Origin of the sequence: Nocardioides cavernae, assembly GCF_013410035.1 — a bacterium.
Classification (GTDB): domain Bacteria; phylum Actinomycetota; class Actinomycetes; order Propionibacteriales; family Nocardioidaceae; genus Nocardioides; species Nocardioides cavernae_A.
This window is the reverse complement of the sequence record NZ_JACCBW010000007.1, coordinates 99667-113111: the sequence shown is the minus strand read 5'-3', so window position 1 is coordinate 113111 and position 13445 is coordinate 99667. Positions and strand designations below refer to the sequence as shown.

Below are 13445 nucleotides of genomic sequence, written 5' to 3'. Positions count from 1 at the left end.
TAGACAGCTCCACTCCACGCCCGGAGGTCTTCGCCTTCCAAGCTCATTCAGATCGTGTCGTCACACGATCTCGACCAACGTGCCCGATCAGTACAGCTAGAGCCGGTCGCGGGCGGCCCTGGCCGAGTCCATCTCGGCGCGGGCCTCCTCGACGGCCTCCTCGGCCTCGGCCTGGGCCGCCTCCGCCTCCCCCAGCTCGTCGTCGACCTCCTCGAGGGTGCCCTCCAGCTCGGCGATCCGGCTCCGCAGCTCGTCGATCTCCGACTGGACCTGGAGCGTCCTGGCCTGCAGCTTCTCGACCGATCGCCGGGTCGCGCGGTGCTCCTTCTCGGCCTCCTTGAGGACCGACCGGGCCTCGGCGAGGCGCTCGTCGGCGGCGGCGCGAGCCTTCTCGTCCGCGTCGGGGTCGGGCACCACGTGGAGCTGGGGCCGCTGCGAGGGGTCGGGCGCTGGCGCCGGACGTGCCGTAGCGCTGAAGCCGAGGGCGTCCGGGAGGGCGACCGCACCGCTGAGGTCGAGGTCACCGAGGCCGGTGGCGGCGAGGGCGGTGACGAGCAGGCCGCTGCGCACCGCCCTGGCGGCGTCGGGCTCGAGCATCGCCGCGGTGAGCGTCGCCTCGACCTGGTCCGCGACTGACTGGGTGGTCCTCACCCCCTCCTCCCGTGCCATCCGGCGCGCGGTCGTGGTGACCGAGGCGGTGAGCTGTCGCCGCTGCTTCGTGAACTCCCGCAGCTGGGTGGCGTCGAGGTTCTCCTGCGCGTCGCGCAGCGCCTCCCCCACCGCGAGGACCTGGTCGACCTGGTCGGGGTCGCGACGGACGAGGAGGTTGACCACCCAGGCCGCGACCGACGCCTTGCGCAACCCCTTGATGCCGGCCGCGAGCTGCTTGTCGGCCTTGTGCTCCTTGGCGAGCGCGTCCCGTGCGGGCGTGAAGTCCGCGAGCGGCAGCGCGTAGAGGTCGTCGGCGATCTCCAGCAGCGGGTCGGCCATGCACTCGATCCTAGGTGCGTCGCTCCCCGCGCCCGGGCGGCGGGGAACCGCCGTCGGCACCTCGCCGTCCCACGACCATGCGTCTTATCCGGCTGGTCGCGGTGCCAGCACTCACCGTGCTGGCGTTCCCGACCGCACTGGTCGTCGGCAGCGCGTCGCCCGGCTTCGCGTGCTCGTGCGCCTCCCAGCGCCCGGCCGACCTCGTCGCGCTCGCCGACCACGTCTTCACCGGCACCGTGGTCGACATCGGGGAGCCGGCGGGTGGCGGCGTGGTGAGCAGCACCGACCCGGTCGCCTACACGATCGCGGTGGAAGCGGTCCACCAGGGCGAGGTCGGGTCCGTCGCGGTCGTCGAGTCGGCCGCCTCGGGCGCGTCGTGCGGACTCGAGGGCATGGTCGTCGACCGGCACTACGTCGTCTTCGCGAACGCCGACGCGGACCGCCTGACCGCGAGCTCGTGCGGTGGCACGGCCCCGGCCTCGCCCCGGCTGGTGCGCACGGTCGAACGCCTGACCGGCGAGCCGACCGCTCCCGACGTGTCCCAGGTGCGGCGCGAGGTCGTCCCGGACGCGCGGTCGTCGCGTCGCTCGTCGCCGAGCGCGGCGGACGTCGTCACCTGGGTGGTCGGCAGCGCCGCCGTCCTCGCCTTCGTCGTCGCCACCGCGCTCGGGTCGCGACGACGTCGGCGGACGTGAGGTCTCGGCGGCGGGCACGGGCGCGTCGGGTCCGCCCGCCGCTGGTCGGGCAGGGGCGACCCGCGCCTGTCCACCGCTGGTTGAGCAGGGCGCCCAGCGCCCGTGTCGAAACCAAGGCCACTCCACCCCGATCGCTGGTTGAGCAGGGCGCCCGCCCGTCCGCCGCTGTGAGCAGGGCGCCCGTCGCCCACCCGACCGCTGGTTGAGCAGGGCGCCCCGCGCCCGTGTCGAAACTCAGGCCGATCTTGACGCTCCGCCACGTCCGACTGTCGGACCTCACGCATATAATCGAACACATGATCGATACGCTTGAATGGGACGCAGCGGAGGTCGACGACGACCTCTCCGTCGCCGGCCTGCTCGCCTCGATCCGCTCAGCCCGCGATCTCGAGAACGCCGCCGCAGCCCGGCGGCTCGACCTCGCCGCACGGTGGGCCGACCTGCACCCGCCGGAATCGATCCACTCCGCCGCGTCGTTCACCGTCCCGGGTTGTGAGCACGAAGAGCCCATCGCAGGACCGGGTACGCCTTTGGTCGCAGAGTTCTGCGTCGCGGAGCTCGGTGCCGTGCTGGGCATCTCCACGACCGCGGCGAAGCGGCTCGTCGGGCATGCCCTCGAGCTGCGCCACCGCCTCCCCCGCCTGCACGCGGCCGTGCAGTCGGGCGTAGTGCCGGCGTGGCGGGCCCGGTCGGTCGCCGAGACGACGATCCACTCCTCACCTCCGTTGACGGTCGAGGCCGCAGCCTTCGTCGACGCGCAGGTCGCTGCCGTGGCCGGGCGGATCGGTCCCGCGCAGCTGGACCGGCTCGTGGCCGAGGCGATCAAGCGCTACGACCTCGCCGACGCGGACCCGTCTGCTGATCCGGAGGACGGGTGGCAGCACGTCGACCCCCGCCACGCCACCCTCAACTCCGAGGACGTGCACTACGCCGGGACCATGCGGTTCGAGGCCGAGCTCGACATCGCCGACGCCCTCGACCTGGACCGGGCACTGGCTCACGGCGCCGCCACGATGAAGGCCCTCGGGTCGGACGCCTCGCTCGACGTCCGCCGCTCCGCCGCCCTGGGCGAGCTCGCCCGCACCCAGGCCGCCCTCGACCTCGCCTTCTCTGCAGGTGGTCGAGCAGCCTGCGCCACTGATGAAGGCGGTCGAGTAGCCCGTGAGGAACGAGCGGGCGTATCGAGACCCGACCTACCGCACGCCCGCGAGGTCGTCCTCCACGCCCACTTCAGCGCCAGCCCGACCCCGGACGGCCCGATCCTCGATCAGAACGGTCGCCTCGAAGAAGGCCAGCGCCTGGTCCTGCTCGACCAGGTCAAGGACTGGTGCACCGACACCCGCACCAAGGTCACCATCCGACCCGTCATCGACCTCACCACCGAGCTCACCACCCCGGCCTACGAACCCACCACCCGGATCCGCGAGGCCGTGATCATCCGCGACCGCACCTGCGTCTTCCCCTGGTGCACCCGGTCCGCCCGCCGTTGCGACCTCGACCACGTCACCCCCTACGACGCCGGCGGACCCACCTCGACGTCGAACCTCGCACCACTGTGCCGCACCCACCATCGCCTGAAGACCCACTCCGCGTGGCACTACGAGACCACCGCACCCGGGACATACGAGTGGACCAGCCCCCACGGTCACCGCTTCCGACGCGACCCCACCGGAACCCGAGCGATCGACGCCGAACCGCCACCCGACATCCCGCGACCCCGCCGACGATGACCCCGCCCCACACCCCGCCAGTCACCACGATGGCGGGGCCACAGGCACGCCTGACCTCCACTCCGGGTGCTCCTGGCCTCCCGCCCGGCCAGCGGCCACCGCCGACAGCCAGGTGAGGGCGATGACGGGTGCGTCGGGTCGCGATCGTTGCCCAACGACGCGGCGCGGGCCGTTCCAGGAGCATCGCCTGCGACCTCGACCACGTAATCCCGTTCGACGCCGGCGAAGCGACGAGTACGTCGAACCTCGCCCCCCTGTGCCGCACCCACCACCGCCTCAAGACCCACAGCGCGTGGCACTACGAGACCACCGCACCCGGCACGTACGACTGGACCAGCCCCCACGGCCACCGCTTCCGACGCGACCCCACCGGAACCCGAGCGATCGACACCCGGACCGCCACCCGACATCCCGCGACCCCGCCGACGATGACCCCGCCCCACACCCCGCCCGTCACCACGAGGGCGGGGCCACAGGCACGCCTGACCTCCACTCCGGGTGCTCCTGGCCTCCCGCCCGGCCAGCGGCCACCGCCGACAGCCAGGTGAGGGCGATGACGGGTGCGTCGGGTCGCGATCGTTGCCCAACGACGTGGCGCGGGCCGTTCCAGGAGCATCGCCTGCGACCTCGACCGCGTGATCCCGTTCGACGCCGGCGCAGCGACGAGTACGTCGGACCTCGCCCCGCTGTGCCGCACCCACCACCGCCTGAAGACCCACAGCGCCTGGCACTACGAGACCACCGCAACCGGGACTCACGACTGACCAGCCCCCACGGCTACCGCTTCCGACGCGACGCCACCGGCACCCAACCGACCGGCGATCACCACCGACAGCCAGGTGAGTGCGATGACGGGGGCGTCGGGTCGCGGTCGGTGCCCGACGACGTGGCGCGGGCCGGTGCGTTCCAGGTCAGCGCCGTCACAGCCCCGTCCCCTCCCCCGTGCCATCCTCTGCGCATGGACGCTGTGGTCGTGGGCGAGCGCCGCTTCGAGGTGCGACGTGCGGTCGAGGAGGACGTCCCGGCCCTGGTCGCGCTGCTCACCGACGACCCCCTCGGTGCCGGGCGTGAGTCGGGCGAGATGGGGCCGTACCTCCGGGCCTTCCGGGAGATCGACGACGATCCGCGCCACCTGCTGATCGCCGTCCGGGACGGGGCCGGCGACGTCGTCGGGACGATGCAGCTCACGCTGCTCCCCGGACTGTCGCGCGCCGGTGCGACGCGGCTGCAGATCGAGGCGGTCAGGGTCGCGGCCGACGCGAGGGGTGGTGGGCTGGGGCAGGCGTTGCTCGACTGGGCGCACGACTACGGCAGGGCCCGTGGCGCGAGCCTGGCCCAGCTGACGACGGACCGGACGCGGACCGACGCCCACCGCTTCTACGAGCGGGCCGGGTATGCCGCGAGCCACGTCGGGTTCAAGCGCCCGCTCTGACGTGCTGCAGTCAACCGCGGCCGTACTCCACCTCGGTCGGGAACGGCGGCCACGGGCACTCCTGGGTCACCCCCGTCGGCGCCCAGCCGAGCGACTCGTAGAGCCCACGGCCCCGCGAGTTGGCCTCCAGCACCCACAGTCTCCGCGCGCCCGCGGCCTCGGCTCGGCGGAAGCCCTCGCGCCCGAGCCCGGAGCCCCACCGGTCGGGGCGGACGGCGAGGTGGCGCAGCGAGGTCCCGTCGTGGGCGGCGAGCGCGACCAGGCCGCCCTCGTCCTCGACGACCTCGACCACCACCTCGGGGTCGTCGAGCAGCAGCACCCACCGGGCGAGGACGTCGTCGTCGGGGTACGGCAGCGACCCGAAGACGTGGGCCAGCCCGGCCTGGCTCGCGGCCCGCTCGAGGTCGCGCAGCGCGACGGCGTCGTCCGGCGTCGTCCGGCGCCACTCGGCGCTCATGGCCGCCCCGCCTCGTCCCAGGCGCGGTGCGAGGCGCGGGTCCGCTCCCACAGCCCGGACCACTCATCGTCGGTGACGTCGTCCGTGGGCAGCAGCAGGTCGTCGGCCAGGGCGGCGCGCCACTCGGCGTACGAGGTGAGGTCGCGCTGCTCGCGGCCGTCGGGGGTCAGCACGGTGTGCACGAGCCCCCGGACGGTCAGCTGTCGCGGCCCGTCGATCCGCTGGACCACGACCACGCGCCGGAACGGTGAGCGGTCGTGTCCGGTCAGTGCGTCGTGGGCCGCGTCGACGGCCGCGGCCGAGTGGTCGCGCGCGGTCACGACGATCCCGCGCAGGACCCCGCCGGGGAGGTGCCGGTAGGTCCACGCGGCGGGACCCGTCGGCCGCCCGGCCGCCTGCGCACCGAAGCCGGCGCCGATGCCGTACGACCACCCGTCGACGACGTGGTCCCCCCGCACGAGCGGCAACGGCTCGGCGAACCCCTCGCCCAGCCCGGCGTCGGCCCACCAGTGCCCACCCGGGTTCGCGTCGGTGGGCAGGCCGGAGACGACCAGGACGAGGTGGTTCAGACCGGTGCCGAGCTCGTCCTCGGGACGGAACCAGACGTGGCCGTGCCGACGGCTCACCGAGAAGCCCAGCCCGGCCAGCAGCCACGCGAGGGCGCCGTTCTGCTGGAAGCAGTAGCCGACCCGTCCTCCCGCCACCGCCCGCGCGACGGCCGCGGACGGCGTCGCCGGGTCGGGGCGACCGAGCATCGTGGAAAGGTTGTCGTAGGGGATCCGCGAGACGTGCGCGCGGTGGACGCGTCGCAGCCCCTCCAGGGTCGGTCGAGGCGTCTCCGTCAGACCGATCCTGCCGAGGTAGCCCTCGAGCGTCGTGGCCGTGTCTCCCACGTCCTGGAACCCCCTTCGTGTCGACCCTGTGGACGTCGCGTTGCCGAAACCTACCCCTGGGGAGACCGGTCCAGACCGGCGTACCCCATATAGGGGTTGAGCGGCCGCTCCGGCGGTGTTGTCGTGGGATCGCGACCCGCGTCAGGGGTCGCCTTACGGGGGTGGAATGCCATGCGTCGAATGCTTCTCTCGTGCCTGGCCGCGGTGCTCGCGGTCCTCGGCCTCGGTGTCGCGAGCTCGGAGGCGAGCCCGACGGCCGCCAGCGTGACGGTCATCCAGGCGGTGCCCGGCGCGTCGGTCGACGTGTCCGTCGACGGTCGCCAGGTCGCGACCGGTGCCGGCGTGGGTGACGTCCTCGGGCCGTTCGAGCTCGCGCCGGGCAGCCACCGGGTCGCGTTCTCCGGAGGCGGCGCCGACGTCGAGCACACCCTGGACGTGAAGGCCGGGGCCAGCAGCGACGTCGTGCTGCACCTGCCCGCCGAGGTGGACGGTGACCCCGTCGTCCACGCGTACGCCGCACCCGAGGGCCCGATCGGACCCGACAAGGCGCGCGTGCTCCTCGCGCACACCGCCACCGTGGCCCCCGCGGACGTCCAGGTCGACGGCCAGACCGTCTTCACCAACATCGCCAACGGCGAGTTCGCGGACGCGGACGTGCCGGCCGGGAGCATCGAGGTCGCCCTGCTGCCCTCCGGCGCCGAGGCCGACCCGATCCTCGGTCCCCTCGACGTCAGCCTCGAGGCCGGGACGCTGTCGATGATCTACGCCTACGGCAACCCGCGCGACGGGTCGATGAGTGTCATCGCCCACACCGAGGCACTGTCCCCGGACGGCAGCGTGCAGCCCTCGCGCATCGACACCGGCTCGGCGGGTCTCGCGGAGACGCCCGTGACGACGTTCGCGGACGGCGCCGCTGGCGGGCCCGCAGCCGCGTGGCTGCTCCTCGGCGCGCTCGCCGTGCTGGCCGCGACCGGCGCCGTGCGCGGCTCCGTGCGCCGGCACCGGCGGGCCGGCCCGCCGAGCAGCCTGTCGGGATGAGGATCCTCCGGACACTCGTCCCCGCGGCCGTCGCCGTGCTCGTCGTCCCGGGCTGCGCGAGCACCGACGCAGACCCATCGCGCACCCGCACCCCCTCCACCTCCGCCTCCGCGACCGCATCGCCGACCTCGTCCCCGGCCGCCTCGCCGGACGCCGAGTCGTCCGTCCCCGCGGCGCGGCGCGCGGAGTCGGTGGTGTCCCCGCAGGCGCCGCGGCTCGTCGTCCTGCCGAGCGGACGTCGGGTGCCGGTGGACCGCGTCGGCACCACACCCGCCGGTGTGCTCGACGTCCCCGCGGACGTGGACAACGCCGGCTGGTGGCGGGGCGGGTCGCGGATCGGCGACCCCTTCGGGTCGGTGCTCGTCGCCGCACACGTCGACTCGCGCACCCAGGGCCTCGGGCCGTTCGCCGAGCTGCTCACCCTCGAGCCGGGCACCCGCGTGGTGCTCGAGTCCTCCCGCCTGCGCCAGGTGTTCCGCATCGATGCGCGCCGCCTCGTGCCGCAGGGCAGCCTCGCCGACGACAGCTGGATCTTCGACGCGTCCGGCGACCTCCGCCTCACCCTCGTCACCTGCGCCCCGCCGTACGAACCCGACCGCGGGGGCTACCAGAACCTCGCCGTCGTCACCGCCGTCCCCCTCGGCCCACCGGAGGATCAGTGACCCGCAAGAAGGGCTACAAGAAGCAGCTGCCGACGGTGCTCCCGCCGCCGGTGCGGCCGCCCGCCCCGCGCACGAGCGCGCGACCCGAGACGACGACACCGCCTCCGGCGCAGCGCCCGGCGCAGCGACCCACCGCCCCGGTTCAGGAGCCCGCCACGGAGGCTGCCAGTGCCTCGGCAACCCCTGTCGTCGCACCCCGCGTGGTCGCGCCCCGCCGCCCGGCGCCGTCGGAGGCCGCGCCGCGCGTCGCACCCGCTCCCCAGGTGGCGCCCGGTCCCGGGCCGTCGCGGTCCCGCGGGCCGGCCGCCTCGCTCGCCGTCGCCGTGCTGCTCCTCGGCGTCGGGGTGGGCGGCGCCGCGGTGTGGTGGGTGGCCCGCGACGACGCACCCGGTGCGCGACGGCCACCAGCCGCGTCGGCCGGCACGCCCGGGTGGCCGGCCGCCGGCACCTCGCGCACCGTGACGGAGGTGCGCGCCGACGGCACCGTCCAGGTGACGCACCGCATCCACACCACGACGCCCATCGACGCCCTCGACCTCTCGCTCCCGGAGTCGGAGAGCACGAACCCGGTGGAGGCCAGCAGCGTCGAGGTGGTCGCCGACGGCCGCCAGGCCTCGGGACCGGACCGGGTCACGTTCACCCGCGCCTCCTACGTCTTCGACGACGCGACCACCATCCTGGTCCGCTACGACCTCGACGGCGTCGTCGAGCGGAGCGGGTCGGCGGAGGGCCGCGGCCTCGTGACGACCACCGCGCTCACGGTCTCGGCGACCCAGCCCGACGACGTCCGGGTGGTCCGCTCCGCGTCCGTCCTGTCGCTCGCGTGCGGCGACTCGACGGCCTCCCTCACGCCGTGCGGCGAGGCCGACGACGAGGGCCAGTGGACCGTACGCCTGACCGCGGGCGACGTCGGCGACCGCGTGGTCGCGGCGGTCACGGTGCCGTCGTAGCGGGCCGGCTCACTCCCGGGTGTCGTCGAGGCCGTGCTCGATCGCCCATCGGGTGAGCTGCACACGGTTGTTCATCTGCAGCTTGCGCAGCGTGTTCTGGACGTGGTTCTGCACGGTGCGGTGGGACAGCACGAGGCGAGCGGCGATCTGCTTGTAGCTCATGCCCGTCGCGACCATCTTCAGGATCTCGGTCTCGCGCTCGGTGAGCTGGTCGACCGGGTCGTCGGCGGGTCCGTCGGCTATGCGGCGGAACTCACCGAGGACCAGACCGGCCAGCCCGGGCGTGAACACGGTGTCGCCGTCGGCGACGCGGGTCACCGCGTCGATCAGCTCGGCGCTCGAGGCGGACTTCACGAGGTATCCCGTCGCCCCGGCCTTGATCGCGTCGAGGACGTCGGTCTGCTCACCGCTCGCCGACAGGATCAGCACCCGCGCGGTCGGGTCGTGCTCGAGCATCATGCTCGTCACCTGCACGCCGCTGTGGTCGGGCAGCTGCAGGTCGAGGACGACGACCTGCGGCGCCGCCGCGGGGAAGCGCGCCATCGCCTCGCGGCCGTTGGAGGCGACCGCGACCACCTCGTGGCCGGCGGCCTGCAGGTCACGCTCGACGGCATCGCGCCACATGGGGTGGTCGTCGACCACCATCACCCTCACCATGGGTCCCCCTCCCGACGTCTGCCGGAAGCGTAGACCCCTCAGGCCTCCGGCGAGACGTATCGACCCCGCCGGTGCACGAGGGGTCGGTCGTCCGCGCCCACCACGACCTCGTCGAGGGTGCACGTGACCAGCCGGGACCACCCGACCTCGACGTCGGTCTCGACGGTGACCAGGGCCCAGCTCGTGGCGCCGGCCAGCCGGGGCCCGTGGTCGGTCGCGACCCACTCGGTCGTACGCCACGGACCGCCGGGCGCCGGGGCGGTGCCTGCGAACGCGTCGGCGAGCCCACGGTCGTCCCAGCCCAGCAGCTGGACGACGCCGCGCCCGGTCCCCAGCAGCAGCTCGGTCAGATCGTCGTCGGGGTCGAGGAGGGCGAGCACCCGGCCGGGCTCGCCCCCGGCGACCATCCAGGACGTGACGGTCAGGCCGGCGCGCTCGTCGGCGTCACCCGCGGTCCACAGCGACACGGTGCCGCCCTGGCGCCCGCGCAGGCGGCGTACGGGGTCGTCGGGCGTCGGGAACGGGTGGCCGGAGTGGATCGTCACCCGCTCACGCTAGCGGGACGACCAGCTCCCACTCGGTGCCCCACGAGCCGCTCTCGAGCCGCGCCGTCCCGCCGAGCTCCTCGACCCGGCCGCGGATCGAGGACGCGACGCCGAGCCGTCCCTGCGCCGCCGCCTCGTCGAGCCTGCCCTCGCCGATCCCCGGCCCGTCGTCGCGCACCGAGACCGTGACCTCGTCCGGCGCCGACTGCGCGAGGACCCACGCGGTGGCACCGGGCCCGACGTGGGCCAGCACGTTGTCGAGGCAGGCGCTCACCGCCGCGACGACCTCCGAGGCCACGTGCGCCTCGACGAGGACCGCGCCGCCCGGGGTGGCCACCTCGACCCGCACCGGGTGCGCCGTGGCCATCGCCTCCAGCGCCCCGGCGAGGTCCACGCGGCCGCCGGCACCGGTCGGCACCGTGTCCTGCTGGCGGATCAGCGAGCGCAGGCCGCGCTCCTGCTCCCCGGCCAGTCGGCCGAGCTCGGCCCACTCCCCGCCGTCGGCGGCTCCACGCCGCTGGACCATCGCGAGCACCTGGAGGACGCCGTCGTGGACCGCCCGGGCCAGCCGGGTGCGTTCCTCGGCCGCCGCGGCCGCACGCTCGGCCGCGTCCCGCTCCCGCGCCATCCGCTGGAGCGACTCGCACATGAAACCGACGATCGGCCCGCCGATGAGGATGAGGAAGGTGTTGCCGTAGTTGCCCTGGTCGACCTCGGAGCGCGGCAGCAGGTCGAAGGCGGCGATCAGCGCCGACGCCACCAGCCCGCCGCGCCAGTGCCAGTGGATGGCCCAGGCGAAGAAGGCGCCCATGACGTAGAACCCCGGGATCGTCGCGTTGAAGTCCGGGGACTTCACCCACGGCGTGACGACCAGGGCGGCGAGCACGATCGCGAGGTCGGCGACGAGGAGGACGGCCGTACGCCGGGCGCGGTCGCGGTAGAGCCAGGTCGCCGCCACGGTCCATGCCGCCAGGGCGACGACGACCGCCAGGCCGAGGTCGGGGTGCTCGAAGTTGTCACGCCGGTAGGCGTTGAGCCCGACCATGTTGACGGTGACGACCACCCGGACGATGGCCAGGGCCGAGTAGAGCCGGTCCTCGACGGCGAGCTCGGAGTCGCCGCGCGTCGCGGGCGACCACGACGCGTGGTGCGCGCTCAGGACGCCTTCTGCTCCGCGGAGCCGCCGGGCTGCTCGCGCTCCGCCTGCTCGCGTTCCGCCTTCTCCCGCTCGGCCTGCTCGGCGGCGGCCTGCTTGGCCTTCTCCCGCGCCTCCTTCTCGAGCTCCTTGGCCTTGCTGGCGTAGAGGTCGACGTACTCCTGCTCCGAGAGCCGCATGATCTCGTACATGATCTCGTCGGTGATCGACCTCAGGATGTAGCGGTCGTTCTCCATCCCCGCGTAGCGGGAGAAGTCGAGCGGCTTGCCGAAGCGCACGACGGGGCGCGTCCAGGTGCCGTAGACCTTGCCGGTCGGCGCGACGACGTCGGTGCCGACGACCGCGCACGGGATCACCGGCGCCCCGGTCTCCAGCGCCAGGCGGGCGACACCGGTCTTGCCGCGGTAGAGCCTGCCGTCGTGGGAGCGCGTGCCCTCGGGGTAGATCCCGAACAGCTCACCCTCGGCGAGGATCTTCATCGCGGACCTCATCGCCCCGTCGGCCGCGTTGGCACCCGACCGGTCGATCGGCACCTGTCCTGCACCGGTGAAGAACTTCTTCTGGAACCACCCCTTGATCCCCGGGGTCGTGAAGTACTCGGCCTTGGCGACGAAGGTGACGCGGCGCGACAGCGTCAGCGGCATGAACAGCCAGTCCGCGTACGACAGGTGGTTGCTCGCCAGGATGGCGGGTCCTGCGTCCGGCACGTTCTCCACGCCGTAGGCCTTGGGCCGGAAGACGAGGCGGAGCACCGGCCCGAGGGCGATCCACTTCAGGAACCAATAGAGCACGGGCCGAGCCTAGCCCTGCTGCTCGCGGGTGACCCGCTCGATGAACTCCGCGGACTCGGCGAAGATCCGCGGGGCGTCGTGGTCGAGGGTCGCGACGTGGTAGCTGTCCTCCAGCACGCGCTCCTCGAAGTCCTTGGACGACAGGCCCGCGTTGATGGCGCGCGAGCTCGAGATGTCGACGACGTGGTCCTCGGCCGAGCGGAAGAACAGCACGGGGATGGTGATACGAGGCAGGTCGCGGCGCAGCTCGGCGTACCCCGCGAACATCGACGCCGCCGCCCGCAGGGGGGTCATCGGGTAGCCGTGCTCGTCGGCCCCCGGCTTCTTGATGTCGTTGGCGATGCCGGGCATCGCCGGGACGGCGTGCTTGAGGACCGGGAGGAGCTTGACGTCCTTGCGCAGGGTGTCGACCGCCGCGTTGACGACGACGATGCCGGCGAGGTCGTCCCCGTGGTCGGCGGCGAGCCGCAGGCAGAGCGCGCCGCCCATCGAGAGCCCGACGGCGACGACGGCGTCGTTCTCCGCGACCAGCTTGTCGAGGGCACCCTCGACGGTCGCGACCCAGTCGTCCCAGGTGACCTTGTTGAGGTCCTGCCACCGCGTGCCGTGGCCGGGGAGCAGCGGCATCTCCACGGCGTACCCGCGCTCGGCGAGGTCCTGCGCCCACGGGCGCATCGAGGCGGGGTTGCCGGTGAAGCCGTGCTGGACCAGGACGCCGATCCGGCGGCCCCCGGTGAGCTCGGGACGGGCCGCCGTCGACATCGGCGCGACGAGGGTGGGGTCGAGGAGTGCCTGCCGGCCGCCGAGGAACGGGATCTTCACGGGCACAGTGTGCACCACCGCGGGCCCCGTCCGGCGTGCCGAACCACCGGGTCCGCGGAACCACCGGACGGGTACCGTGACAGCGTGACGACCCCTGGCGACGAGAGCCGGACCGAGCTGGCCTGGCGCGAGATCGTCGCGCACTACGGCGAGCGTCCGGTGCTCGACGACGAGCCGTCGGGCGAGACCGCCGGCCGATCCACCGACGAGCACACGGACGCGCCCACCAGCGGGCCCGCCGGGACCACCGCGACCACCGCCGACCTCGTCGGCGACCTGCCCGACGACCTCGTCGACGACGACGAGGTCGAGGTCCGCGAGCAGGCGGTCGCGGCGTCCGAGCGCTTCCAGCCGCCGCCCCCGCCGCCGTTGCCGCGTCCACGGACCTGGCAGCGCGGCGTGGCGTGGGCGGGCGTCTTCGTCTCGCCCCTGGTCGCGCTCGTCGTCGGGCTGCTCTCGATCTACGTGACCCCGCTCCTCGGCTGGGCGCTGGTCGCCTGGTTCGTCGGCGGCTTCGTCTACCTCGTGCGCGAGATGCCCCGCTCCCCCCGCGACCCCTGGGACGACGGCTCGCGCGTGTGACCCGGCCTCCGTCCGTGCCCCGCGCGGCCACGACGTAGGGTCAGC

At 73.8% G+C, this 13445-nt stretch carries 16 protein-coding genes; 8 read left to right on the top strand and 8 right to left on the bottom strand.

Annotated elements, in window-relative coordinates:
• Positions 1-96: 96 nt before the first annotated feature.
• Positions 97-990, bottom strand: coding sequence for a hypothetical protein (locus tag F4692_RS20330; RefSeq protein WP_179621554.1), 894 nt, complete (start codon positions 988-990; stop codon positions 97-99).
• 101 nt (positions 991-1091) lie between these two features.
• On the opposite strand from F4692_RS20330, the gene F4692_RS20325 reads away from it, so the two are divergent.
• The 4 genes from F4692_RS20325 to F4692_RS20310 all read left to right on the top strand — a co-directional run bounded on the left by F4692_RS20325 (position 1092) and on the right by F4692_RS20310 (position 4847).
• Positions 1092-1685, top strand: coding sequence for a hypothetical protein (locus F4692_RS20325; protein ID WP_179621553.1), 594 nt, complete (start codon positions 1092-1094; stop codon positions 1683-1685).
• Between the two features lie 296 nt (positions 1686-1981).
• A complete protein-coding gene (locus F4692_RS21495) occupies positions 1982-3415 on the top strand; it encodes an HNH endonuclease signature motif containing protein (RefSeq protein WP_257030102.1) in 1434 nt (477 codons plus the stop codon).
• 128 nt (positions 3416-3543) lie between these two features.
• Positions 3544-3963 carry an HNH endonuclease signature motif containing protein gene (locus F4692_RS21980; protein ID WP_179621552.1) on the top strand — a complete coding sequence of 140 codons (420 nt, stop codon included), beginning with the start codon at positions 3544-3546 and terminating at the stop codon, positions 3961-3963.
• Between the two features lie 410 nt (positions 3964-4373).
• Complete coding sequence (locus F4692_RS20310; protein WP_179621551.1) at positions 4374-4847, top strand: GNAT family N-acetyltransferase; 474 nt, start codon at positions 4374-4376, stop codon at positions 4845-4847.
• Between the two features lie 10 nt (positions 4848-4857).
• Here F4692_RS20310 and F4692_RS20305 read toward each other — a convergent pair whose 3' ends face one another.
• Both F4692_RS20305 and F4692_RS20300 read right to left on the bottom strand, forming a co-directional pair.
• Entirely contained in the window at positions 4858-5304 is a 447-nt protein-coding gene (locus tag F4692_RS20305) for a GNAT family N-acetyltransferase (protein WP_179621550.1), read from the bottom strand.
• The gene (locus F4692_RS20300) at positions 5301-6197 is read right to left on the bottom strand and encodes an arylamine N-acetyltransferase family protein (RefSeq protein WP_179621549.1); all 897 of its coding nucleotides are present in this window, start codon (positions 6195-6197) and stop codon (positions 5301-5303) included. Before F4692_RS20300 ends, F4692_RS20305 begins: the two co-directional genes overlap by 4 nt.
• 171 nt (positions 6198-6368) lie before the next feature.
• Here F4692_RS20300 and F4692_RS20295 point away from each other — a divergent pair, with 171 nt between their 5' ends.
• From F4692_RS20295 to F4692_RS20285, 3 genes are read left to right on the top strand one after another with little or no spacing between them, the layout of a single operon-like run.
• Entirely contained in the window at positions 6369-7235 is an 867-nt protein-coding gene (locus F4692_RS20295; RefSeq protein WP_179621548.1) for a DUF4397 domain-containing protein, read from the top strand.
• A complete protein-coding gene (locus F4692_RS20290; RefSeq protein WP_179621547.1) occupies positions 7232-7897 on the top strand; it encodes a class F sortase in 666 nt (221 codons plus the stop codon). The genes F4692_RS20295 and F4692_RS20290 overlap by 4 nt, the downstream gene beginning before the upstream one ends.
• The gene (locus F4692_RS20285; protein ID WP_179621546.1) at positions 7894-8847 is read left to right on the top strand and encodes a hypothetical protein; all 954 of its coding nucleotides are present in this window, start codon (positions 7894-7896) and stop codon (positions 8845-8847) included. Before F4692_RS20290 ends, F4692_RS20285 begins: the two co-directional genes overlap by 4 nt.
• Before the next feature lie 9 nt (positions 8848-8856).
• Here F4692_RS20285 and F4692_RS20280 read toward each other — a convergent pair whose 3' ends face one another.
• Genes F4692_RS20280 through F4692_RS20260 form a run of 5 tightly spaced genes read right to left on the bottom strand, consistent with a single transcriptional unit; the run spans position 8857 to position 12818 of the window.
• Entirely contained in the window at positions 8857-9504 is a 648-nt protein-coding gene (locus F4692_RS20280) for a response regulator (protein ID WP_179621545.1), read from the bottom strand.
• A gap of 38 nt (positions 9505-9542) precedes the next feature.
• Positions 9543-10049: a flavin reductase family protein gene (locus F4692_RS20275; protein ID WP_179621544.1), complete on the bottom strand. Its 507-nt coding sequence runs from the start codon at positions 10047-10049 to the stop codon at positions 9543-9545.
• A gap of 4 nt (positions 10050-10053) precedes the next feature.
• Positions 10054-11208: a MacS family sensor histidine kinase gene (gene macS / locus F4692_RS20270; protein ID WP_179621566.1), complete on the bottom strand. Its 1155-nt coding sequence runs from the start codon at positions 11206-11208 to the stop codon at positions 10054-10056.
• A complete protein-coding gene (locus tag F4692_RS20265) occupies positions 11205-11996 on the bottom strand; it encodes a lysophospholipid acyltransferase family protein (protein ID WP_179621543.1) in 792 nt (263 codons plus the stop codon). Before F4692_RS20265 ends, macS begins: the two co-directional genes overlap by 4 nt.
• Positions 11997-12005: 9 nt before the next feature.
• Positions 12006-12818 (bottom strand): alpha/beta hydrolase, encoded by an 813-nt coding sequence (locus tag F4692_RS20260; RefSeq protein WP_308645401.1) that lies wholly within the window; start codon positions 12816-12818, stop codon positions 12006-12008.
• Between the two features lie 84 nt (positions 12819-12902).
• Here F4692_RS20260 and F4692_RS20255 point away from each other — a divergent pair, with 84 nt between their 5' ends.
• Entirely contained in the window at positions 12903-13400 is a 498-nt protein-coding gene (locus F4692_RS20255) for a hypothetical protein (protein ID WP_179621542.1), read from the top strand.
• Positions 13401-13445: the final 45 nt, after the last annotated feature.